The organism is Micromonospora terminaliae, from assembly GCF_009671205.1.
Classification (GTDB): domain Bacteria; phylum Actinomycetota; class Actinomycetes; order Mycobacteriales; family Micromonosporaceae; genus Micromonospora; species Micromonospora terminaliae.
Window position 1 is genome coordinate 4338091 of record NZ_CP045309.1, and the last position, 20482, is coordinate 4358572.

Here is a 20482-nt window from a genome sequence, read left to right on the forward strand (position 1 = left end):
ATCAGCGCCCTTCCGCGGCGACGAGCTCGGCGAGCTGCACGGCGTTGAGCGCCGCGCCCTTGCGCAGGTTGTCGTTGGCGCAGAAGAGAGCCAGGCCGTGCTCGACGGTCTCGTCGGCCCGGATCCGCCCCACGTACGTCGGGTCCTGGCCGGCCGCCTGGAGCGGGGTCGGCACGTCGGAGAGCGCCACGCCCGGCGCGCCGTCGAGCAGCTCACGGGCCCGGGCCGGGGTGATCGGGCGGGCGAAGCGCGCGTTGATCTGGAGCGAGTGGCCGGTGAAGACGGGCACCCGGACGCAGGTGCCGGAGACCTTGAGGCCGGGGATGTCCAGGATCTTGCGGCTCTCGTTGCGCAGCTTCTGCTCCTCGTCGGTCTCGAACGAGCCGTCGTCGACGATCGAGCCGGCCAGCGGGAGCACGTTGAACGCGATCGGACGGGCGAAGGACCGCGGCGCCGGGAACTCCACGGCCGACCCGTCGAAGGCGAGCCCGGCGGCGTGCTCGGCGACCTTGCGGACCTGCTCGTCCAGCTCGGCCACGCCGGCCAGGCCGGCCCCGGAGACCGCCTGGTAGGTGGCGACCACCAGGCTGATCAGCTCGGCCTCCTCGTGCAGCGGGCGCAGCACCGGCATGGCGGCCATGGTGGTGCAGTTCGGGTTGGCCACGATGCCCTTGGGCCGGTCGGCGATGGCGTCCGGGTTGACCTCGGCCACCACCAGCGGCACCTCCGGGTCCATCCGGTACGCCGAGGAGTTGTCGATGACGACCGCGCCGGCCTCGGCGACCCGGGGGGCCAGCTCCTTGGCGGTGCCCTTGCCCGCCGAGAAGAGCACGATGTCCAGGCCGCGGTAGTCCGCGGTGGCCGCGTCCTCGACGGTGACCTCGCCGTCGCGCCAGGGCAGCGTGCGCCCCGCCGACCGGGCCGAGGCGAACAGCCGTAGCTGCTCCGCCGGGAACCCGCGCTCCGCCAGCACCTGCCGCATCACGCCACCGACCTGGCCGGTGGCCCCCACAATGCCGATCCTCATGCCCGCGAGGCTACCCAGCCGGGCGGGCCCGGCGGGAAGCCTTTCCCAGCGCGCGGGCCGCCGGCCCACGGGGCGCCCTTCGGCGATCGGGCCGTCGACCGGCAACGACCCGGGCGATCGGCGGGCCGCCGGCGGAGAATCCCCGGCCGTCCGGGGCCCGGGCCGGAGCATCCGCGCCCGCGGCCCGGGCGCCGGCGACCGGCGGACGCGACGGGAATCACACCCCCCGGACGCCCGTCGGCACGGCACGGGAACCCGTCAGGACGTGTGGTCGACCACCTCGCCGAGGCCGGCGGCCACCAGCTCGTCCCGGATCACCGCCGAATCGCCCTCGACGACCAGCGTGAGCGACTCCGGGTGTAGGTGGGCGGCGGCCGCCGCGGAGACCTCCTCGACGGTCGCCGCGAGCAGCGCCTCGCGCAGCCGGGCGTGGTAGTCGTCCGGCAGGTCGTGCACGACCAGCGTGGTCAGCGCCGAGGCGATCGCCCGAGGGCTCTGCAGCTCGACCGAGAGCTGGCCGGCCCGCCACGAGCGGGCAACCGCCAGCTCGTCCTCGGTCACCCCGGTCAGCTGGGTACGCGAGACCTCGCCGACCGCCTCCACCAGGGCCGGCGCGGTCACCGCGGTCTGCACCCCGGAGCTGATCGCGAACCGGCCGAACCGGCGGGACGAGGCGAAGTCGCCGCGGATCCCGTACGTGTAGCCGCGCACCTCGCGGATCAGGTGGTTGAGCCGGGAGGTGAAGGCCCCGCCGAGCACCGTGCCGGCCAGCGTCATCGGCACGTGGTCGGGGTGGGCGCGGTGCGGCGACGGATGCCCCAGGCGGAGCGTGGACTGCACCGAGCCGGGACGGTCGACCAGGATGATCCGCCGCCGCTCGGACAGCGGCACCTCGATGGGGCCGCCCTTGTCCGCCGCCGCGCCCCCGGCCCCGGTGAACGCCGTGGCGGCGAGCGCGTCGAGGTCGATCCGGTCCAGGTCACCGGCGACGATCAGCGTGCCGGGGCGGATGAACCACTCGGAGTGGAAGACGGTCACGTCGTCGACGTCGAGGGCGGCCACGCTCTCCGGGTCGCCGTACAGGGGGCGGCCCCAGCGGTTGTCCGCCCCGAACAGGTCGGCGCGCAGCACGGCGTCGGCCCGGGGGCCCGGGTTGGCCCAGTCCATCCGCAGCGCGGTCGCCTCGTCGTCGCGGACCCGCCGCACGTCGGCCGGGTCGAGCTTCGGCGTACGCACCGCCTCCGCGAGCAGCTCCACGGCGGCGCCCAGCCGGTCCACCGGCACCTGCACGCTCACCTGGAACGAGTCCCAGTCCAGACCGGTCACCAGCTCGGTGCCGAGCGCCTCGATGGCCAGGGCGTACGCCGTGGCGTCCCGCTGCGCGGTCCCCTCCTCCAGCGCCTTGGCCAGCACCCCGCCGAGCCCCTCCTTGCCGACCGGCTCCCGGGCGGCGCCGCCGTCGAGCAGCAGCAGCGCGACCGCGAGGTTCTGCCCGGGCAGGTGCGCGGCGACGACCTGCCCGCCGGCGGCGGCCCGGCGGACCACCTGCGGGAACCGGTACGGGCGGGCCTCGCCCGGCCCGGGACGGGTGGCGATCAGCGTCATGAGTTCTCCTCGGGCAGGTAGATGAGGGTCGCCCGGTCGGCCGCGCCGAGCAGCTCGGCGGCCTGCTCGGCGATCTGCTCGGCGGTGACGGCGAGCCAGGCGGGCAGCCGCTCGCCGGCCCTGGCCGGGTCACCGAACTGGGTGGCGTACCGGCCGAGGGTGTCGGCCCGGCCGTCCACCGTGGACATCTGCCGCCACCACATGGTGCTCAGCAGCGCCTTGGCCCGGTCCAGCTCGGCGGCGGTGACCGGCACGGTGGCCAGCTCGTCGACCACCTCGGCCAGCCCTTCGCGCAGCCGGTCGCCGGACACGCCGGGGCGGGCCGTGGCGGTGGCGATCAGCGGCGCCGGGGCGTGCGCCAGGTCCACCCCGTACGCCCCGACCAGATCGGGCTGGGCGATCCGCTCGCCGTCGGCGAGGCGCTGGTAGAGCCGGCTGCCCCGGCCGCTGCCCAGCACGGTGGCGAGCACCGTCGTCACGTCGTAGCCGGGGGTGCCGAACGGCTGGGTCCGGTGCGCCACGTAGACCCGGGGAGCGGGCACGTCGGCGGTGACCGTCTCGACGGCGGGCCGGCCGGTGGCCGGGACGGTACGCCCGTCCGGACCCGCCGGGATGTCCTCCCGCGGCGGCAGGGCGCCGAAGTACTTGTCGGCCAGGGCGAACACCTCGGCGGCCGTGGTGTCGCCGACCACGGTGAGCACCGCGTTGTTCGGGGCGTAGTAGGTGCGGTGGAACGCCTGGAAGGTGGCCAGGTCGGCCGCGTTCAGGTCGGCCATCGAGCCGATCGTGGCGTGGTGGTAGGGATGCCCGGGCGGATAGAGCAGCGGCAGCAGCCGCAGCCAGGCGTCGCCGTACGGCACGTTCTCGTAGCGCTGGCGGCGCTCGTTCTTCACCACGTCCCGCTGGTTGTCCAGCGTCTCCTGGGTCAGCGCCGGGACCAGCCCGCCCATGCGGTCGGCCTCCAGCCAGAGCGCCAGCTCCAGGTGCTCGGCCGGTACCGTCTCGAAGTAGTTGGTCCGGTCCGGGTTGGTGGTGGCGTTGAGCGAGCCGCCGGCGCCCTGGATGAACCTCATGTGCTCGGTCTTCGCCACGTTGACCGAGCCCTCGAACATGAGGTGCTCGAAGAGGTGGGCGAAGCCGGTCTGGCCCGCGGGCTCGTGCCGGGAGCCCACGTCGTACCAGAGGTTCACGGCCACGGCGGGGGCGGTGCGGTCCTCGCTCACCACCACCCGCAGACCGTTGTCCAGTCGGGTCGTCTCGATCGGCCAGGGGTAACCGCTGTCGGGCATGGCACGACGCTATCCGATCTCGCGGGTGGAAAGGTGACGTGCGGGGAGCATCGTCGCCGCGCGCCGGGGTACTCGCCCGGCATGTCCTCCCCCGCAACGTCGGCCGTCGAACGCGCCGCCCTCGCGCTGGCCCGGCTCCGGCGTGGCCGGCTGCTGCACCCCGCCGGCCGCACCTTCGCCGCCGAGGTCCTCATCTGGGGTACGCCGGGCCCGCCGACCGGAGTGCCGCTGCTCGACCTGCCCGGCCGGTGGCCGGCGACGGTCCGCCTATCCAAGGGGGTGCCGACGCCCGGGAGCTGGCCGGACGTACTGGGGGTGGGGATCCGGCTGCACCGCGATCCGGAGCCGCCGGTGGACCTGCTGGCCAGTTCCAGCGCGGCCGCGCCGGTGCTGCGCCACCTCCCACTGCCCCGGCGCGACTTCACCGGGACGTACAGCTCGATCATGTCCTTCCGGGCCGGCCGGCGGCGGCTGTACCTGGCGGTGCTGGCCGATCCGGACTCGCCGGAGCTGGGCCGCGGCCTGGCCGAACTGCCGGCGGTGGCCGGCGACGGCGGGCCGCGGCTGGTGCTGGCGGTGGGCTCCGCGGTCGGGCCATGGCGGCCGTTCGGCGAGGTGCGCCTGGACGGCCGGCGCGGCGCCCGGGAGGACGCCGCGCTGGCCTTCGATCCGATCGGCAACGCGCCGCCGGGCCTGCGGGTGACCGGCCCGTTCGCGTGGTTGCGGGCGACCACCTACCGGGGTTCCCGGCGGGCCCGGGGCGCCACCGCTCAGTCGGGGGGCTCGACGGGGGTGACGGTCTGATCGGAGGTCCGGTGCTCCAGCACCGTGTCCGGGGCAACGTTCCGGTCCTCCCGGATGTCCGATTCGGCGAGGATCGCGTCGGCCTGCGCCTCCGGATCCTCGCTGCCCACCGCCGCCTCCTCGGGCAGCAGGTGGGCGCGGGACTCGATCCGCTCCTGGTCGCTCTGGTCCTGACTCATGGCGTCCCCATACCCCCACGGGGCGTGGCGTACGCGACGAGCGGGTGGGACACGCCCCGGGCGTCGGGTACGCTGACGGGCGTGACGCGGTCGTATCGATGGTTTAGGCAGCCGGCTGGAGGAGCCGGTGACTCGACCATGAGCTGACGTCACCACCTCTTCGAGCCGGCCGGGCAGGGATGATTCCCTGCCCTTTCGCTTTTCGAGCAGCCGGCTCAATCCCGGGCGCCGGCCCCGGGCACGGTCGGCGGAAGGAACCCCACCGTGACGACCCCGGACGCCCATCGGGTCATCGACCAGCGGATCGACCGTGTCGTGCCGCTGACCACCCCGGCCCTGCTGCACCACCACCTGCCCCTGGAGGAGTCCCTGGCCGAGGCCGTGGTGGCCGGCCGGCGCGCCGTGGGCCGGGTGCTGGACCGGGCCGACGATCGACTGCTGGTCGTGGTCGGCCCCTGCTCGGTGCACGACCCCGCCGCCGCCCTGGAGTACGCGGGCCGGCTGCGCCAGGTCGCCGACCGGCTCGCCGACGACCTGCTCGTGGTGATGCGGGTCTACTTCGAGAAGCCGCGCTCGACCGTGGGCTGGAAGGGCCTCATCAACGACCCCGGCCTGGACGGCTCGGGCGACGTGAACACCGGGCTGCGCACCGCCCGGGCGCTCCTGCTCGACGTGCTGCGGCTGGGCCTTCCGGTGGGCTGCGAGTTCCTCGACCCGATCACCCCGCAGTACATCGCCGACACGGTGGCCTGGGGCGCGATCGGCGCGCGGACCGTGGAGAGCCAGGTGCACCGCCAGCTCGCCTCCGGCCTGTCCATGCCGATCGGCATGAAGAACCGCCCCGACGGCAGCATCGCCACGGCGGTGGACGCGATCCGGGCGGCCGGGGTGCCGCACGTCTTCCCCGGCATCGACGTCTCCGGCACCCCGGCGATCATGCACACCCGGGGCAACGCCGACGGGCACCTGGTGCTGCGCGGCGGCGGCGGCCGGCCCAACTACGACGCGGAGTCGGTGGCCGGGGCGCTGGACCTGCTGCGGGCGGCGGGGCTGCCGGAGCGCGTGGTGGTCGACGCCAGCCACGCCAACAGCGGCAAGGACCACCGCAACCAGCCGCTGGTCGCCGCCGACGTGGCCGCCCAGCTCGCCGCCGGCCAGCGGGGCATCGTCGGCATCATGCTGGAGAGCTTCCTCCAGCCGGGCCGCCAGGACCTGGACCCCACCCGCGACCTGGAGTACGGCAAGTCGGTGACCGACGCGTGCATCGGCTGGGACACCACCGCCGAGGTCCTCGACCACCTGGCCGCCGCGGTCCGTGCCCGGCGCGCCACCCTCCCGACCCCGGCCTGACCCCACCGTGGGGCGGCCGGGTGGGGACGTTTGACCGATTCGGGCCCGGGTAGCTGGTCGGCGTGACCGATGACGCGCCCGTGACCGAGCAGCCGGACACCCGCCCGCTCGACGAACTGCTCGACGACATCTACCACGGCCAGGAGCGGATCAGTCAGGCGGACATCTACCGCCGGGCGGTGGCCGCGGAGCTGCCCGCCGAGCTGCTCACCCGGATCGCCGCGCTGCCGCAGGGCGAGTACGCGGTCGACGAGGCGGCCGACCTGCTCGGCGGGACGGTTGCCTGAGCCATCCGGCGAAGGCGGCCCGAGGACGGAGAGGACAGCGCGATGACCGACCGCAACGAGGAACACGAGCACCCGCCGGCGCTCGGCCAGCCCCCCGAGGGCACGGACACGCTGCCGGATCCCGACTTCTCCGGCGAGCACGACCAGACGGCGGTCTCCGACGACATCATCACCGGCGAGGACCGCGACGAGCGGGAGCCGGAGGCGGCGCGCGGCTGGGCCGGCGAGGACCACGGCACCACCCCGACCTGAGCCGACGGGTACGCGAAAGGGGCCGGCGCAGCGCGCCGGCCCCCTTTCTGACGTGCCGTCAGTCCTCGTGGTGCCCGCCCTCGGCCGCCTGCTGGGCCACCGCGTACCCCATCTGGAGGAAATCGGAGGCGGCCACCGCGGTCAGCGCGGTGGCGACCAGCCGGGTCAGCCGGGGCGCCAGCACCAGCCCGCCGGTGAGGCCGGTAGCGACCCAGACCGCCAGGCAGAACGGGCAGCTCACCAGCTCGCCGAGCGCGTGCCGGGTCGGGCTGCCCTGGTCGCGGACCTGCTCCATCACCTCGCCGCTGCCGATCGGGTGGTCGTAGCGGGTGAACGGCGCGCGGAGCGGGCTGGTGATCGCGTCCTTCGTGAGCAGCCGGCTCAGCTTGTGCGTAGCGATCGAGAGCAGCACCACGTCGCCGGCCGAGGGCCGCTCCGGCACCGGGCGGCCGGTGGCCTTGACCAGGCCGACGAGCGACGCGGTCACCGCCCCGTACGTGCCCATCGCCACCAGGTAGCCGCCCAGCGGCCGGTGCTCGTGCGGCGCGTACGCCTGGCGCAGCCGCGCCACCTTCTGCTTCAGGCCACTCCCGGTCACCCGGCCTCCCTCCTTCTCGTCGGCGGCACCGGCTCAGCCGGCGTTCAGGTTGTCGGACACCTCGCGGGCGAGGCTGGCCAGGATCTCGTCGGCCATCCCGTGATCGGTGCCGGTCAGGTCGAGCCGCACCCGCGCACCTCCGGCGTCGGCCGGCTCCACGTCGATGTCCGCCGACCAGCCGGCGGACTCGGAGCTCCAGCGGGCCCGCAGGTCCTCGGCGTCGAGCACCTCCACCTGGTGCGTGCCGGAGCGGCGCAGTTCCTCGGGCAGCCAGGCCGACGACCGGTCCGGGTCGGTGGCGGTGTTGAAGACCACCTCGGGCGGCGCGGACATGCCGCGCTCGGCGTGGTTGCTCATCAGGCGTCCCGCAGGCGGCTCGGGTCGACCTCCCGGCCCGGGTGCCGGGCGAGGTACTCGGTCTCCAGCTCGGCGGTGCGGCGCAGGTGGTTGGCGAGCGCCGAGTCGGTGGCGTGGCGGAGGGTGTCCAGCCGGGTCCGGTGCAGGCTCTGCATCTCCCGGATCAGGTCCTCGTCACCGAGCTCGGCGGGGTCCACCCCGAGCAGCTCACCGTCGACGTCCTGGGTGCGGGCGTGATCGCCGTCCCATTCCGTCACCCGCTGTTCCGGGCTGGCGTCACGGCGTACTGATTCGGTCATCGTCGCCCCCTCGTCTCGTTCGGGCTGGCGTCTAGACGGATGCCCAGCCGGGGTGTCACCAAACCCACCCACCTACGACACCGTGTCGGAGACGGCCGGTGGGCCCGGTACCCTCGAGGGCATGGAACGGCTCTGGACACCGGCGTGGATCGCCCGCCACGTGGCCATGGTCGTGCTGGTGGTGGGCTTTCTCGGGCTGGGCTGGTGGCAGGTCACCCGGGCGGCCGGTGGCAACACGCTGAGTTTCGGCTACGCGATCGAATGGCCGGTCTTCGCGGCCTTCGTGGTCTTCGTCTGGTGGCGTGAGGTGCGGCACACGCTGCGGGCCGCGCGCGAGCAGGCGACCGTTCCGGCGCCGTCGGCGGCCGCCGACGCCGAGCCGGCCGTCGCCACCCCGGCGGTACGCCGGCCGGTGCGGGTCAGCCGCGTGCCGGCCGCGCCGGCCGACGGGGTCGACGACGGCGAACTGGCCGCGTACAACCGCTACCTTTCCTGGTTGAACGCCAACCCGGGCGCCAGGCCCGGCGACTATCCCGGCTGAGGCCGGTACGGAAGGACGGACGACGGTGGGCGGAGCCCTTACCCGGTACCGCGTGATCGCCTGGATCGTGGGCGTGGCGCTGGTGGTGCTGGTCCTCATCGGCATGCCGCTGAAGTACGGCTTCGACAACCCGACCGTGGTGGCCGTGGTCGGCACCGCCCACGGCTGGCTCTACATGATCTATCTGGCGCTCACCTTCGACCTGTCGCGCCGGGCCGACTGGCCGCTGAAGCGGATGCTGCTCGTGATGCTCGCCGGCACGGTGCCGTTCGTCTCGTTCTACGCCGAGCGCAAGGTGAGCCACTGGCTGGCCGCGGAGCGGCCGACCCCGACCCCGGAGCCGGTCGCCGGCTGACGCCGCCGGGTCAGCGGTTCGGCCGCCACGCCTCGGCCGCGGGCGGGTCCGTCCAGCCACCGTGGCGCACGCCTTCGCGGGCCCGCTTCAGGGCCCGGGTGACCTGGCCGAACTGCCGCTCGTCGTCGCTGCTGAAAAGCAGCACCTCGGTGCCGCCGAGTCGGCCCCACAGCTCGTACGCCGGGGGCCGCCAGCGGTCGCCGATCAGCACGAGCAGCAGCGGCAGCAGCCCGACCGCGCCCAGCGTGAGGTACGCCGCCGCGGTGAGCCGTTGCAGCCCGCCGGTGAAGCCGAGCAGCACACCGACTGCGCCGATCAGCGCGGCGGAGACGGCGACCGCCCGGAGGGCGAGCCGGTCGTGGGGACCCCGGGTGGTCCAGAGCTGGGTGATCTCGGCGACCGGCCAGCTGTTGCGGCCCACGGTGAAGCGCTCGCCGGTGACGACGATGCCCGGCCGGGCGTAGAGCAGGGTGGAGCCGGCCGCCCCCGGCGACCGGGGCGGGCGGGTGCTGGAGCCATCGGTCTGCACGGCTGGCCTCCCGGGGATTCGCGGGCCCGGTCTCCCTGCGCGCGCCGGCCCTGCCGCGCGACGGGATTCCCGGACTCCGCGCTTCATTGTGTTGCGGGTGCGCCACCCGGCCGGACGTTTTCCCTGCCCACGCGCTTGCGACAGCGCGACCGCCGCGTCGGAAAACCAGAGTGATTTCCGTCTTTGTCATGACTTTGCGGCGCGTTGCCTGGCGACATCCGCCCAGAACGACGAATCGGGCCAGTGGTGTGATCCGCCCACCGAGCGCCAGCGCGACGACGGGCAGCTCCCGATCCGGTCACCGAGCGTCACCAGCACCAGTGGCACTTCCTGGCACTTTGCCAACTTTCGCCCCCGCTTCAACTCCCGGTCACTCCGGTCCCGGGTTAGGTTGGGCAGGCCGGTCCGGTCGACCGCCGTCCACCCGGATGGCCCCGGGCCGGTGTCGCGGGTGCGCGCACGCACCCGGCGAAAAGTCGGAGAGGAGCTTTCCGCTCTTGTCGTCCTTACGGATCCTGCTGCGCTCGCTGGCGGTGGCCGGCCTCTCGGCCGCGCTGCTCGCCCCGGCGTCGGTGGCTCGGGCCGAGCCCACCCCCGCCGAGCTGACGAAGCAGATCGAGAAGTCCTCGACTGAGCTGGAGCGAATCGTCGAGTCGTACAACAAGCTCAACGAGGAGATCAAGGCCAACAAGGCCACCGCGGCCACGTTGCAGGCCAGGATCGGTCCGTTGCAGGAGCAGGCCGAGCGGAGCCGCGCCGATGTCGGCGTCCTCGCCGCCACGGCCTACAAGACCGGGGGCATGCGCACCGTGCAGGCCCTGCTGGAGCCGGGCGGCCCGGCCACGCTGCCGGACCGGCTGGGCACGCTCGACCAGCTCACCCGCCAGCGGCAGCAGACCATCGCCGGGTTCACCGACAGCCAGCGCAAGCTGATCGACCAGAAGACCCGGCTCGACGCCACGCTGGCCCGGGAGGCGGCGCAGGCCAAGCAGCTGGTCGCCGGCAAGAAGAAGATCGAGGCGGACCTGGCCCGCCTCTACGAGCTGCGCCGGCAGGCGTACGGCCGGGCCACCGAGGCGCCCGCCAGGTCCAGCTCCGCCGGCAGCGCCCCGGCCATCTCCGGCTCGGCCGGCGTGGCCGTGCGCTACGCCTACGGCGCGATCGGCAAGCCGTACGTCTGGGGCGCCGACGGCCCGTCCGGCTACGACTGCTCCGGGCTGACCCTGGCGGCCTGGCGGGCCGCCGGCAAGTCCCTGCCGCACAACGCGGCGATGCAGTGGGACGCCACCTCACGGATCAGCCGCAGCTCGCTGCAGCCCGGCGACCTGGTGTTCTACTCCGGGCTCGGCCACGTCGCGCTCTACGTAGGCGGCGGTCAGGTGATCGACGCGCCCAGCGCCGGCCGGAACGTCAGCAAGCGAGGCATGAACATGATGACGATCCAGGGCTACGGCCGGGTGCGCTGACCCCGAAAACAGCGAACGGCCGGCGTCCCCCTATCGGACGCCGGCCGTTCGTCGATTCCATTACTACCAGCTCAGGCCGCCTGCAGCCCCTCGGCGCGGGCCAGCTCACGGAGCCGGCCGAGAGCCTGGATCTCCAGCTGGCGGATCCGCTCCCGGGAGAGCGAGAACCGCGAGGCCACCTCGGTGAGCGAGTGCTCGCGCCCGTCCTCGAGGCCGTAGCGGGCCCGCATGATGCCGGCCGAACGGTCGTCGAGGTGGTTGAGCAGACCCTCGATCCGCTGCCGCTCCAGGCCGGTGAGGACGATCTCCTCCGGCGACGGGGCGTCGCTGTCGGCGACCAGGTCGCCGAGGTTGGTGTCGCCGTCGTCGCCCACCGGGGTGTCCAGCGAGACGGTGTCCTGCGACCAGCGGCGCAGCTCGTTGACCCGCTCGACGGTGACGCCGAGCGCCGCCGCGATCTGCTCCGGCTCCGGGTCGCTGCCCAGCTCGCGGGTGAGCTGCCGGGCCACGTTGCGCATCCGGTTGACGTCCTCGACCAGGTGCACGGGCAGCCGCACGGTGCGCTCCTGCTGGGCGATCGCCCGGCTGATGGCCTGGCGGATCCACCAGGTCGCGTAGGTGGAGAACTTGTAGCCGCGCTCGTAGTCGAACTTCTCGACGGCCCGGACCAGGCCGGTGTTGCCCTCCTGGATCAGGTCCAGCATGGGCATGCCCGACCGCACGTACCGGCGGGCGATCGAGACGACCAGCCGCAGGTTCGCGCGGATGAACAGGTCCTTCGCGCGCTCGCCCTCGACGACCAGCCGCTCCAGGTCCTCCCGGTCGACGCCGTCGGGTACGCGGTCCTCGCCGAGCAGGTGCTCGGCGTAGAGGCCGGCCTCGATCGCCTTGGAGAGATCGACCTCCTTGGCGGCGTCTAGCAGCGGCGTCCGGGAGATCTCGTGCAGGTAGACGCCGACCAGGTCCCGCTCCTCGGCGACCTCGTCGGTACGCATGCCGATGTTCTTGTCCACGATTGCCACGGTCCCCTCGCTCGCGCCGGTTGCCCGGTTCCTTGCCATCCCCACGTTCATCAGCCCTCCCCGTAACCTCCGCTGTGCCCGCAGGTGCTGACACCTACACAACAGATGAGACGCGTCGGGGATTCCATGTCGTGAGTCGAAACTGTCACGAATGCCTGAGTAGTAGCTGAGAGCCCGGTCCATGTTTGCTGTCAGGACCCCTGCCCGGGTGGCTCCCGTACGCCCCGGTGAGGGGGCGTCGGAGCAGCGGAATCGTCGTCCGCTCAGGAAATCGCACCATTGCGAATTCCATGAACACAGCGACCCGCGTCACCGCCTCAATGCGATCCTGGTCACTGCGAGATACGCGCCTGCGGACCCGTCGGTTCAGCCACGGGTGAGGATTACCCCACGGCTGGTTGAACAATCCGCAGGGCGCAGGACGTCCCCACCGGCCACGTGATGCGCGTCGCACCCCTGGTGCGGGGCCGGCCGGGAGGGGATCCGGCCGGCGGCGGCGTCAGGAGGCGAGCAGGGCGAGCGCGCCGCGCACCTGGTCGGCGGAGCGGGCCAGGGCGGCGCGGGCGGCGGACACCCCGGCGCCGGAGACCAGCGAGACGAGGGCGGTCTTGAGGTCGCCGTCGGCCTCGTTGAGAGCCGTGCGGCAGATCTCCTCGGCGCAGCCGGTCGCCTCCATGAGGATCGAGATCATCCGGCCGCGCAGCTTGGCGTTGGTGGCCACCATGTCGATCATCAGGTTCGAGTAGACCCGGCCGAGGCGCACCATGACCGCCGTGGAGAAGGTGTTGAGCACCAGCTTCTGCGCGGTGCCCGCCTTCATCCGGGTCGACCCGGTGACCACCTCGGGTCCGGTGTCCACCCCGATGAAGACATCCACCGACGCGGCGGCTTCGGCCTCCGGATTGGCGCAGAGCAGCACTGTCGCGGCCCCCTGCGCCCGGGATGCGGCGAGCGCCCCGAGGACGTACGGGGTGCGCCCGCTGGCGGCCAGCCCGACCACCAGGTCCCCGGGCCGTACGCATTCGGCGGCCTCGGCGGCGCCGCCGCGCTCGTCGTCCTCGGCGTCCTCGACGGCCCGCCACATGGCCTCGGGGCCGCCGGCCAGGTGCGAGCAGAACCAGTGCCGCGGCGAGTTGAAGGTGGGCGCGAGTTCGGCGGCGTCGAGCACGCCGAGGCGGCCCGAGGTGCCGGCGCCGAAGTAGTGCACCCGGTTTCCGGCGCGGAGCGCGGCCACGGCCAGGTCGACGGTCGCGGCGATCTCGTCGAGGACGGCGGCCACCGCGTCGGGCACCCGCCGGTCCGCCTCGTTGATGACGGTGAGCACGTCCCGGGTCGACATCAGGTCGAGGTCGACGCTGTGCGGGTTGCGCCGCTCGGTGGGGGCGCCCACCCGGACCACCGGCCGCACGGCCATCTCGTCCCGCTCCACCCGTCCCGCCGTCATGCCCGCCTCCGGCCGGCGCCCACCCGGTGCGACTGGACGGCCTCGGCGGTCGCCTCCAGGGCCTTGCGGGCCTTGGCCCGGTTCCGTGCGGCCACCCCGACGAAGAGGCAGTCGACCACGGTCAGCTGGGCCAGCCGGCTGGCCATCGCGCCGGAACGGTAGGTGGTCTCGCGGGCCGCGGTGGTCAGCACGTGGTCGGCGACCTCGGTGATCGGCGAGCGGGGGAAGTTGGTCAGCGCGACCGTCGTGGCGCCCCGGGCGCGGGCCTGTTCCAGCACCTCGATGACGTCCGACGTGGTGCCGGTGTGCGAGATGCCGACCGCGACGTCACCCCGGCCGAGCAGGGCGGCCGAGGTGAGCGCGGTGTGCACGTCCGGGAAGTAGAAGGCCGTGCGGCCGATGCGGTGCAGCTTCTGCTGGAAGTCCGAGGCGACGAAGCCGCTGGCGCCGGCGCCGTAGACGTCGATCCGGCCGGCCGCGCCGATGGCCTCGACCACCTGCTCGCAGACGGCTGGGTCGAGCTGCTCAGCCGTCTCCTCGACGGCCCGCGCGTCGTTGAACGCGATGGTGGCGATGATCTGCGCCAGGTCTGCGCCGGGTGGGATGTCGCCGCCCACCACCCGGGCGTCCGGCGGCTCGACCCGGCGGGCGGCCTCGGCGGCGAGCCGGATGCGCAGCTGCGGGTAGCCGTCCATGCCGACCGACCGGCAGAACCGGATGACGGTGGCCTCGGATGTCTCGGCGGCGGTGGCGAGGTCGGTGATGGTGCGCCGGGCGGCGTCCGCCGGGTCGGAGACGACCAGCCGGGCCACCCGCTGCTCGGCCGGGGACAGCGAGGGGAGCAGGCCGCTGATGTGGACGATCAGTCCACCGGGCTCGTGACTCGCAGAAATCTTCGGACTCTTCGCCACGGCTGAAACTTACTTTCATGAGGCGTGACCGTCAACCATGACGGCGCGTATCCGGAAAAGTACCGCGTTCCACGCCCGTTTCCCGTGCCAAGGGTCCCATTCCCGCAGCCGGACCGCCTCCCCCGCTCCGGTCGACTCCGGCCGCGCGGCCGACGGCCCGCTCGGCCGTCGCGCCTGCCACCCCCGCCGGACGGCCGCACCGGGGTCACCGGTCGGCCGGGGCCGCGCGCCGTCGGGCATCGACAGGCAGGAATCGCGCCCCGGTCACCGCCGCGCCGGCCGGGCGGCTAGCGTGGTGCCCATGGCGGAGCGCACGGTGCTGGTGACCGGGGGCACGGGCGGGCTGGGCGGCGCGGTCACGACCGCCTTCCTCAAGGCCGGCTGGCGGGTGGTCGTACCCGAACGGGAGGGTGGCGGGACGGCGCCGGCGGGCGCCGGGCCGGTCCGCGTCACCTCGGACCTGCTGGACCCGGAGGGTGTCGCGCGGGCGGTGGCCGTCGCCGCGGCCGAGCCGGCCGCGCCGCTGCGCGCCGTGGTCAACCTGGTCGGCGGGTACGCCAGCGGCGGCCTCGTGCACGAGACCCCGATCGAGGAGTTCGACCGGATGCTGCGGATCAACCTGCGGCCGACGTACCTGGTCACGCAGGCCGCTCTGCCGCACCTGGTCGCGGCCGGCGGCGGCGCGGTGGTCTGCGTGTCGGCGCGGGCCGCGGTGGCGCCCTTCCCCGGCGCGGCCGGCTACGCCACCGCCAAGGCGGCCGTGCAGGCCTTCGCCAACGCCGTGGCGGTGGAATACCGGCAGCGCGGGGTGCGCAGCAACACCGTGCTGCCCAGCGTCATCGACACCCCGGCCAACCGGGCCGCGCAGCCGGACGCCGACCACCGCCGCTGGGTCCCGCCCGCCGAGATCGCCGCGGTGATCCGTTTCCTGGCCTCCGACGAGTCGGCGCCGACCAGCGGGGCGAGCATCCCGGTCTACGGGCGGGCCTGAGCCGGCACCGGTTCGCCCGGGAGCCACTCGGTCAGGTGCGCGCGGATCCGGTGGGACACCTCCTCCGGGGTGCCGCTGCCGTCCACCACCACGAAGCTGCCGTACTCCGGCAGGGTGCGGTAGGCGGTCGCGGCGGCGCTGAGCCACTGCATGGTCTCGTGGTCGGTGCCCCGCCGCTCGATCCGCCGGTAGGCCTCGGCCGGATCGAGGGTGAGCAGAAAGGTGACCCGGGGCGGCGGGAAGACGCGGTAGCCGGCCCGGGCGAGCCGCTCCCACCGCTGCCCGCCGTGCGCCCGGATGCTGGCGTACTGACAGGCGGACCAGCGGTCCATCACGGCCGTCCGGCCGGTCACCAGACAGGTCACCAGGGCGAGCGCGATGGCCAGCCAGCGGAGCAGCGATTCCAGGGCGAGCAGCCCGTTGCGCCCGACGAGCCGCTGCGCGTCGGGGCGGCCGACCCGCTGGGCGAGCCGGCCGAGCCAGCGGCGGCCGCCGGCGTTGCGGTGGTAGGTGGCGGGGTGGCCCGCGGCGGTGAGCGCCTGGGCGAGCCGGTGGGCCTGGGTGGTCTTGCCCGAGCCGTCGATGCCGATCAGGGCGACGGCGCGCAGTCGGGCCCCGCCGCGCCGCACCCGCAGTGACCTGGCCACCCTCCCGAGGCTATCCGACCCGTGCTCGCCTTCGGTGGTTTGTCCGCATTGTCACCACCACGTCGGGCCCCGTCCCCAACAGGTGTGGCCGACCCGTTCGCCGGGTACGCAACTTCATTCCCACCGCCACCTACGACGACGGGAGACCCAGATGGCCGAGCGCGGGGACGAGACCCTGGTGCACACGCTGAAGAAGGTCGCCGCCGTGCTCAAGCAGTCCGAGATCCCCTTCGCGCTGGGCGGCAGCTTCGCCGTGTACGCCCACGGCGGCCACTCCAGCGACCACGACGTGGACTTCCTGATCCGGCAGCAGGACGTCGACCGCGCCCTGGAGGCCCTGGTCGAGGCCGGCTTCACCGCCGAGCGGCCGCCCGAGGACTGGCTGGTCAAGGTCTACGACGAGGGCCGGATGGTGGATCTGATCCACCGCCCGATCGAGACCCCGGTGACCGAGGAGACCTTCGCCGACACCATCGTGCGGCCGGTCGACGCCATCCACATGCCGGTGCTCTCGGCCAGCCAGCTCATGGTGCACAAGCTGCTCAGCTTCTCCCAGCACTACTGCGACTTCGCCCGGGCCCTGCCGCTCGCCCGCTCGCTGCGGGAACAGATCGACTGGGAACGGGTACGGAAGGAGACGCAGCACTCGCCGTACGCCGAGGCGTTCCTGGTGCTGCTCGACCGGCTCGACGTGCTGCCCGGCGGCGCGTCCGGAGGAAGGGAGACCCCGTGACCGGACAGCACGGCGGCGCGCCGCCCGACGAGTACGTCGAGGCGGAGATCCAGAGCATGTTGGCCGAGGACCCGGACGTCGCCGAACAGGGCATCACCGTGGTGCGCCGCGAGCGCGGCCTGGTGCTCTACGGCGAGGTGGAGAGCCCGCACCGGCGGGAGGAGATCCTGCGCCGGGTGGCCGAGCGCTTCCCGGACCTGCCGATCACCAGCGACATCGGGGTGATCCGCACCCAGGCACCCAGCCAGGTCGAGGAGCTGCCGTGAGGGAGGTTCGATGGTGATCCGCATCGCCGCCGTCGGCGACGTGCACCTGGACGAGGACGTGGTCGGCCGGTTCCGGCCGGCACTGGAGGAGTTGCCCGACTGCGCCGACGTGCTGCTGCTCGCCGGGGACCTGACGCGGCACGGCACCGAGTCCGAGGCGCGCTGCGTGGCGCAGGAGTTCGGCGACCTCGGCGTACCGGTGATCACCGTCCTCGGCAACCACGACCACCAGTGCGACCAGGTGCCACAGGTGGTGAAGGTGCTGGAGGACGCCGGGATCACCGTGCTGGAGGGGACCGGCGTCGTGCTGGAGTGCGCCGGCGGGCGGCTGGGCGTGGCCGGCGTGAAGGGGTTCGGCGGCGGGTTCGCCGGGCGGTGCGCCAGCGACTTCGGCGAGCCGGAGATGAAGGCGTTCGTCCAGACCACGAAGGACAGCGCGGACGCGCTCGCCGCGGCGCTGCTCGGGCTGGACTGCGACCTGCTGGTCGCGCTCACCCACTACTCCCCCGTGCCGGACACCCTCGCCGGCGAGCCCCTGGAGATCTACCCGTTCCTCGGCTGCTACCAGCTCGGCCAGGCGATCGACTCGGCGCCCACGGCGCTGGCCCTGCACGGGCACGCCCACCACGGCACCGAGCGCGGCACCACCCCGGGCGGCGTACGCGTCCGCAACGTCGCGCACCCCGTGATCAAGCAGGCGTACAGCATCTTCCACCTGGGTGATCATCTGGAGTGAGAAGCAGGTTTCCCGGATCCGACGAACGGGTATCCGGCCGACATGGAGCTGATTCTCTGGATTCTCGCAGTCGTACTGGTGGTCGCCGGCATCCTTGCGCTGTTCCGCCGGCAGATCCTGTGGGGCATCGTCCTCATCATCGTCGGCCTGCTGGTCGGCCCGGGCGGCGTCAGCATCTTCAGTTAGCCGTCGACCTCCCACCACCCCTGACCCGCCGGGGTCGTCGGGTCCGAAAGCCTCGTCCTCCCAGACAGGGGCGTCCGGACCCGGCGACCCCGGCGCCGTGCTGCCGGCCGCCGGTCTGGAGTGTGCGCGCTCAATTTCGCCATCTGGCAGCTCGACCGGTGAGCGGCGCGGGGCGGAGCGCCCCGCGCCCACCCGGGGTCAGCAGCGTGGCACGCCGGGGATGTACCCGTCGTAGCCGGTGTAGACGTACGCGTCGGAGATGAAGCGGCCGGTGCCGATCCGGTCCCAGATCGAGCTGGTCCCGTAGGTGCCGGTGACGCTGGTGCCGCTGGTCTGGCAGTAGATGGTGACGCTCGCGCCGTCGGCCACGGTGCCGACCGCGCTGTAGCCGGTGCCCGGGCCGGACCGCACGGTCAGCGCGACGCCGGAGGTGGTGTTGACGGTGCCGGCGCCGGTGTTCGCCCCGGAGCAGCCGTTGTCGCTGGTGTAGGTCTTGGTTCCCCAGTAGAGGGCGAGCGCCCCGTTGAACCGGGCCTGGATGTCGTTGCCGTTCAGCCGCTGCTCGTAGTGCAGGTGCGGGCCGGTCGAGCCGCCGGTGCTGCCCACGTAGCCGATGACCCGGCCGTAGCCGACGGTCTGCCCGACCGAGACGTTGAAGCTGCTCAGGTGGGCGTAGTAGGTCGTGTACCCGTTGCCGTGGTCGATCCGCACGTATTTGCCGTAGCTGGTGCCGCCGAGGTCGGTCACCCGGTCGACGGTGCCGGGCGCGCTGGCCACCACCGGGTCGCCGAGGTCGTCGGTGCGGTTGAAGTCGATGGCGTAGGCCGGGCTGTGGTCGGACCGGGTCTGCCCGGACCAGGACTGGTTGCACGGGAACGGAACCTTGAAGGTCGGCGCGGCCATGGCCGGCGCCGCCGGGACCAGCGCCACGAGGACGGCCGCCACCGCCGCGAGGCTGAACCAGCGTTTGCGCATCCACTGCCTCCTATGTTGAAAGTTTTCGATCCGATACGGACAGCGTGGCAGAAAGTTCCATCGATGGGAAGGGGCCTCCCAAGGGATCGTTCAGCAGAGCGTGGGAGCGCGCCCACGGCCGGTGAGCGGGTTTCGGGATTGTTACCGGGCCGTGTCCGGCAGGGGGGTGGACCGGACGGGATGCAAGCGCTTACATGTGGGGACGACCATCGGACCGGCGCGGGTTCGATTTCCCCCACGCGCCGGCAAGGAAGGAGATCGGCATGGCGTTTGCCAGATCGCGCCAGGCTCTCGCGATCGCCGGCGTACTGGGGCTGGCGCTCGGCGTCACCGCCTGCGGCACCGGCAACGACAAGAAGAGCGGCAACGCGAGCAAGCCCGAGTGCGCCCCTTACGCGAAGTACCAGGGCCACGACGGCAAGAAGGTGACGATCTACTCGTCGATCCGGGACATCGAGGCCGACCGCCTCGACCAGTCCTGGAAGCAGTTCGAGGACTGCACCGGCATCGACATCGACCACGAGGGCTCCGGCGAGTTCGAGGCTCAGCTGGGCGTCCGGGTGGACGGCGGCAACGCCCCGGACCTGGCCTTCATCCCGCAGCCGGGTCTGCTCAAGCGGTTCGTCGACTCGGGCAAGATCAAGGAGGTCGGCGCCGACACCAAGGCCATGGCCGAGCAGAACTTCACCCCGGACTGGCTGAAGTACAGCACCGTCAACGGCAAGCTCTACGGCGTGCCGCTCGGCTCCAACGTGAAGTCCTACGTGTGGTACTCGCCGAAGACCTTCAAGGAGAAGGGCTGGACCGTCCCGACCACCTGGGACGAGCTGATCAGCCTGAGCGACAAGATCGCGGCGAGCGGCACCAAGCCGTGGTGCGCGGGCATCGAGTCCGGTGACGCCACCGGCTGGCCGGCCACCGACTGGATCGAGGACGTGCTGCTGCGCACCCAGGGGGTGGAGGTCTACGACCAGTGGACCACCCACGGCATCCCGTTCAACGACCCGAAGGTCGCGGATGCGGTCGACAAGGCCGGCACCATCCTCAAGAACGAGAAGTACATGAACGGCGGCTTCGGCGGTGTGAAGAGCATCGCCACCACCTCCTTCCAGGAGGCCGGCACGCCGATCACCACCGGCAAGTGCGCCATGCACCGCCAGGCGTCCTTCTACGCCAACCAGTGGCCGCAGGGCACCAAGGTGGCCGAGGACGGCGACGTCTTCGCGTTCTACTTCCCGGCCGTCGACCCGGCGAAGGGCAAGCCGGTGCTGGGTGCGGGCGAGTTCGTCTCGGCGTTCGCCGACCGTCCCGAGGTCCAGGCGGTGCAGACCTACCTGGCCTCCGGCGAGTACGTCAACAGCCGCGCCAAGATCGGCGACTGGCTGTCGGCGAACAAGAAGCTCGACATCAACAACGTGCCGAACCCGGTGGACAAGCTCTCCGTGCAGATCCTCCAGGACCCGAAGACCGAGTTCCGGTTCGACGGTTCGGACCTGATGCCGGCCGCGGTCGGCGCGGGCACCTTCTGGAAGGGCATGGTCGACTGGATCAACGGCAAGGACACCACCACGGTGCTGAACGGCATCGAGAGCAGCTGGAAGTGATCTGAGACGGTGGCCCGGGCCGCGACGCG

25 protein-coding genes and 1 pseudogene are annotated in these 20482 nt (G+C 72.9%); 13 read left to right on the plus strand and 13 right to left on the minus strand.

Features of this window, described 5'->3' with window-relative positions; all coding sequences use genetic code 11:
* Position 1: 1 nt before the first annotated feature.
* The 3 genes from GCE86_RS19810 to GCE86_RS19820 all read right to left on the minus strand — a co-directional run bounded on the left by GCE86_RS19810 (position 2) and on the right by GCE86_RS19820 (position 3921).
* Positions 2-1027 carry an aspartate-semialdehyde dehydrogenase gene (locus GCE86_RS19810; RefSeq protein WP_154228338.1) on the minus strand — a complete coding sequence of 342 codons (1026 nt, stop codon included), beginning with the start codon at positions 1025-1027 and terminating at the stop codon, positions 2-4.
* A gap of 258 nt (positions 1028-1285) precedes the next feature.
* Complete coding sequence (locus tag GCE86_RS19815; protein WP_154228339.1) at positions 1286-2632, minus strand: M16 family metallopeptidase; 1347 nt, start codon at positions 2630-2632, stop codon at positions 1286-1288.
* Positions 2629-3921, minus strand: coding sequence for a M16 family metallopeptidase (locus tag GCE86_RS19820; protein ID WP_154228340.1), 1293 nt, complete (start codon positions 3919-3921; stop codon positions 2629-2631). Before GCE86_RS19820 ends, GCE86_RS19815 begins: the two co-directional genes overlap by 4 nt.
* 81 nt (positions 3922-4002) lie before the next feature.
* Here GCE86_RS19820 and GCE86_RS19825 point away from each other — a divergent pair, with 81 nt between their 5' ends.
* Positions 4003-4725: a phosphodiesterase gene (locus tag GCE86_RS19825; protein WP_154228341.1), complete on the plus strand. Its 723-nt coding sequence runs from the start codon at positions 4003-4005 to the stop codon at positions 4723-4725.
* Here the strand turns inward: GCE86_RS19825 and GCE86_RS19830 are convergent.
* Positions 4692-4904: a hypothetical protein gene (locus GCE86_RS19830; RefSeq protein ID WP_154228342.1), complete on the minus strand. Its 213-nt coding sequence runs from the start codon at positions 4902-4904 to the stop codon at positions 4692-4694. The genes GCE86_RS19825 and GCE86_RS19830 overlap by 34 nt on opposite strands.
* Before the next feature lie 264 nt (positions 4905-5168).
* Between GCE86_RS19830 and GCE86_RS19835 the strand changes: the two genes are divergently transcribed.
* Genes GCE86_RS19835 through GCE86_RS19845 form a run of 3 tightly spaced genes read left to right on the plus strand, consistent with a single transcriptional unit; the run spans position 5169 to position 6793 of the window.
* Positions 5169-6254 (plus strand): 3-deoxy-7-phosphoheptulonate synthase, encoded by a 1086-nt coding sequence (locus tag GCE86_RS19835; protein WP_154228343.1) that lies wholly within the window; start codon positions 5169-5171, stop codon positions 6252-6254.
* A gap of 53 nt (positions 6255-6307) precedes the next feature.
* Positions 6308-6541 carry a hypothetical protein gene (locus GCE86_RS19840; protein ID WP_204342497.1) on the plus strand — a complete coding sequence of 78 codons (234 nt, stop codon included), beginning with the start codon at positions 6308-6310 and terminating at the stop codon, positions 6539-6541.
* A gap of 42 nt (positions 6542-6583) precedes the next feature.
* Entirely contained in the window at positions 6584-6793 is a 210-nt protein-coding gene (locus GCE86_RS19845; protein ID WP_154228344.1) for a hypothetical protein, read from the plus strand.
* A 58-nt stretch (positions 6794-6851) separates the two neighbouring features.
* Here the strand turns inward: GCE86_RS19845 and GCE86_RS19850 are convergent, their stop codons facing one another.
* From GCE86_RS19850 to GCE86_RS19860, 3 genes are read right to left on the minus strand one after another with little or no spacing between them, the layout of a single operon-like run.
* Positions 6852-7391: a DUF1360 domain-containing protein gene (locus GCE86_RS19850; protein ID WP_154228345.1), complete on the minus strand. Its 540-nt coding sequence runs from the start codon at positions 7389-7391 to the stop codon at positions 6852-6854.
* A 33-nt stretch (positions 7392-7424) separates the two neighbouring features.
* Positions 7425-7748 (minus strand): hypothetical protein, encoded by a 324-nt coding sequence (locus GCE86_RS19855; RefSeq protein ID WP_154228346.1) that lies wholly within the window; start codon positions 7746-7748, stop codon positions 7425-7427.
* Positions 7748-8047: a DUF6158 family protein gene (locus tag GCE86_RS19860; RefSeq protein WP_091269715.1), complete on the minus strand. Its 300-nt coding sequence runs from the start codon at positions 8045-8047 to the stop codon at positions 7748-7750. Before GCE86_RS19860 ends, GCE86_RS19855 begins: the two co-directional genes overlap by 1 nt.
* 121 nt (positions 8048-8168) lie before the next feature.
* Here GCE86_RS19860 and GCE86_RS19865 point away from each other — a divergent pair, with 121 nt between their 5' ends.
* The gene (locus GCE86_RS19865; protein WP_154228347.1) at positions 8169-8588 is read left to right on the plus strand and encodes a hypothetical protein; all 420 of its coding nucleotides are present in this window, start codon (positions 8169-8171) and stop codon (positions 8586-8588) included.
* 25 nt (positions 8589-8613) lie between these two features.
* Positions 8614-8943: a DUF3817 domain-containing protein gene (locus GCE86_RS19870; RefSeq protein ID WP_154228348.1), complete on the plus strand. Its 330-nt coding sequence runs from the start codon at positions 8614-8616 to the stop codon at positions 8941-8943.
* 10 nt (positions 8944-8953) lie between these two features.
* On the opposite strand, the gene GCE86_RS19875 is transcribed toward GCE86_RS19870, so the two are convergent.
* The gene (locus tag GCE86_RS19875; protein WP_154228349.1) at positions 8954-9472 is read right to left on the minus strand and encodes a DUF6232 family protein; all 519 of its coding nucleotides are present in this window, start codon (positions 9470-9472) and stop codon (positions 8954-8956) included.
* A gap of 497 nt (positions 9473-9969) precedes the next feature.
* Here GCE86_RS19875 and GCE86_RS19880 point away from each other — a divergent pair, with 497 nt between their 5' ends.
* Positions 9970-10938: a C40 family peptidase gene (locus GCE86_RS19880; RefSeq protein ID WP_154228350.1), complete on the plus strand. Its 969-nt coding sequence runs from the start codon at positions 9970-9972 to the stop codon at positions 10936-10938.
* A 71-nt stretch (positions 10939-11009) separates the two neighbouring features.
* Here GCE86_RS19880 and GCE86_RS19885 read toward each other — a convergent pair whose 3' ends face one another.
* The 3 genes from GCE86_RS19885 to GCE86_RS19895 all read right to left on the minus strand — a co-directional run bounded on the left by GCE86_RS19885 (position 11010) and on the right by GCE86_RS19895 (position 14315).
* Positions 11010-11999, minus strand: coding sequence for a sigma-70 family RNA polymerase sigma factor (locus GCE86_RS19885; RefSeq protein ID WP_189197923.1), 990 nt, complete (start codon positions 11997-11999; stop codon positions 11010-11012).
* 460 nt (positions 12000-12459) lie between these two features.
* Positions 12460-13404, minus strand: a complete 945-nt coding sequence (gene murQ / locus GCE86_RS19890; RefSeq protein WP_154228352.1) for an N-acetylmuramic acid 6-phosphate etherase — start codon at positions 13402-13404, stop codon at positions 12460-12462.
* On the minus strand, positions 13401-14315 hold the full coding sequence (locus tag GCE86_RS19895; protein ID WP_154228353.1) for a MurR/RpiR family transcriptional regulator: 915 nt from the start codon (positions 14313-14315) through the stop codon (positions 13401-13403). Before GCE86_RS19895 ends, murQ begins: the two co-directional genes overlap by 4 nt.
* 301 nt (positions 14316-14616) lie before the next feature.
* Between GCE86_RS19895 and GCE86_RS19900 the strand changes: the two genes are divergently transcribed.
* Positions 14617-15306: an SDR family NAD(P)-dependent oxidoreductase gene (locus GCE86_RS19900; RefSeq protein ID WP_154228354.1), complete on the plus strand. Its 690-nt coding sequence runs from the start codon at positions 14617-14619 to the stop codon at positions 15304-15306.
* Here the strand turns inward: GCE86_RS19900 and GCE86_RS19905 are convergent.
* The gene (locus GCE86_RS19905) at positions 15291-15953 is read right to left on the minus strand and encodes a dTMP kinase (RefSeq protein ID WP_154228355.1); all 663 of its coding nucleotides are present in this window, start codon (positions 15951-15953) and stop codon (positions 15291-15293) included. The two genes, GCE86_RS19900 and GCE86_RS19905, sit on opposite strands and share 16 nt — an antisense overlap.
* A 151-nt stretch (positions 15954-16104) precedes the next feature.
* Between GCE86_RS19905 and GCE86_RS19910 the strand changes: the two genes are divergently transcribed.
* From GCE86_RS19910 to GCE86_RS31680, 4 genes and pseudogenes are all read left to right on the plus strand, one after another.
* On the plus strand, positions 16105-16686 hold the full coding sequence (locus tag GCE86_RS19910) for a nucleotidyltransferase (protein WP_091269725.1): 582 nt from the start codon (positions 16105-16107) through the stop codon (positions 16684-16686).
* 56 nt (positions 16687-16742) lie between these two features.
* Complete coding sequence (locus GCE86_RS19915; protein WP_204342491.1) at positions 16743-16952, plus strand: hypothetical protein; 210 nt, start codon at positions 16743-16745, stop codon at positions 16950-16952.
* 10 nt (positions 16953-16962) lie between these two features.
* Positions 16963-17740: pseudogene (locus GCE86_RS19920) on the plus strand (metallophosphoesterase family protein).
* A complete protein-coding gene (locus GCE86_RS31680) occupies positions 17731-17874 on the plus strand; it encodes a GPGG-motif small membrane protein (RefSeq protein WP_167537057.1) in 144 nt (47 codons plus the stop codon). The pseudogene GCE86_RS19920 and the gene GCE86_RS31680 overlap by 10 nt, the downstream one beginning before the upstream one ends.
* Positions 17875-18072: 198 nt before the next feature.
* Here the strand turns inward: GCE86_RS31680 and GCE86_RS19925 are convergent, their stop codons facing one another.
* On the minus strand, positions 18073-18849 hold the full coding sequence (locus tag GCE86_RS19925; protein ID WP_154228357.1) for a M23 family metallopeptidase: 777 nt from the start codon (positions 18847-18849) through the stop codon (positions 18073-18075).
* Positions 18850-19112: 263 nt separating this feature from the next.
* On the opposite strand from GCE86_RS19925, the gene GCE86_RS19930 reads away from it, so the two are divergent.
* Positions 19113-20453: an ABC transporter substrate-binding protein gene (locus GCE86_RS19930; RefSeq protein ID WP_154228358.1), complete on the plus strand. Its 1341-nt coding sequence runs from the start codon at positions 19113-19115 to the stop codon at positions 20451-20453.
* Positions 20454-20482 lie beyond the last annotated feature (29 nt).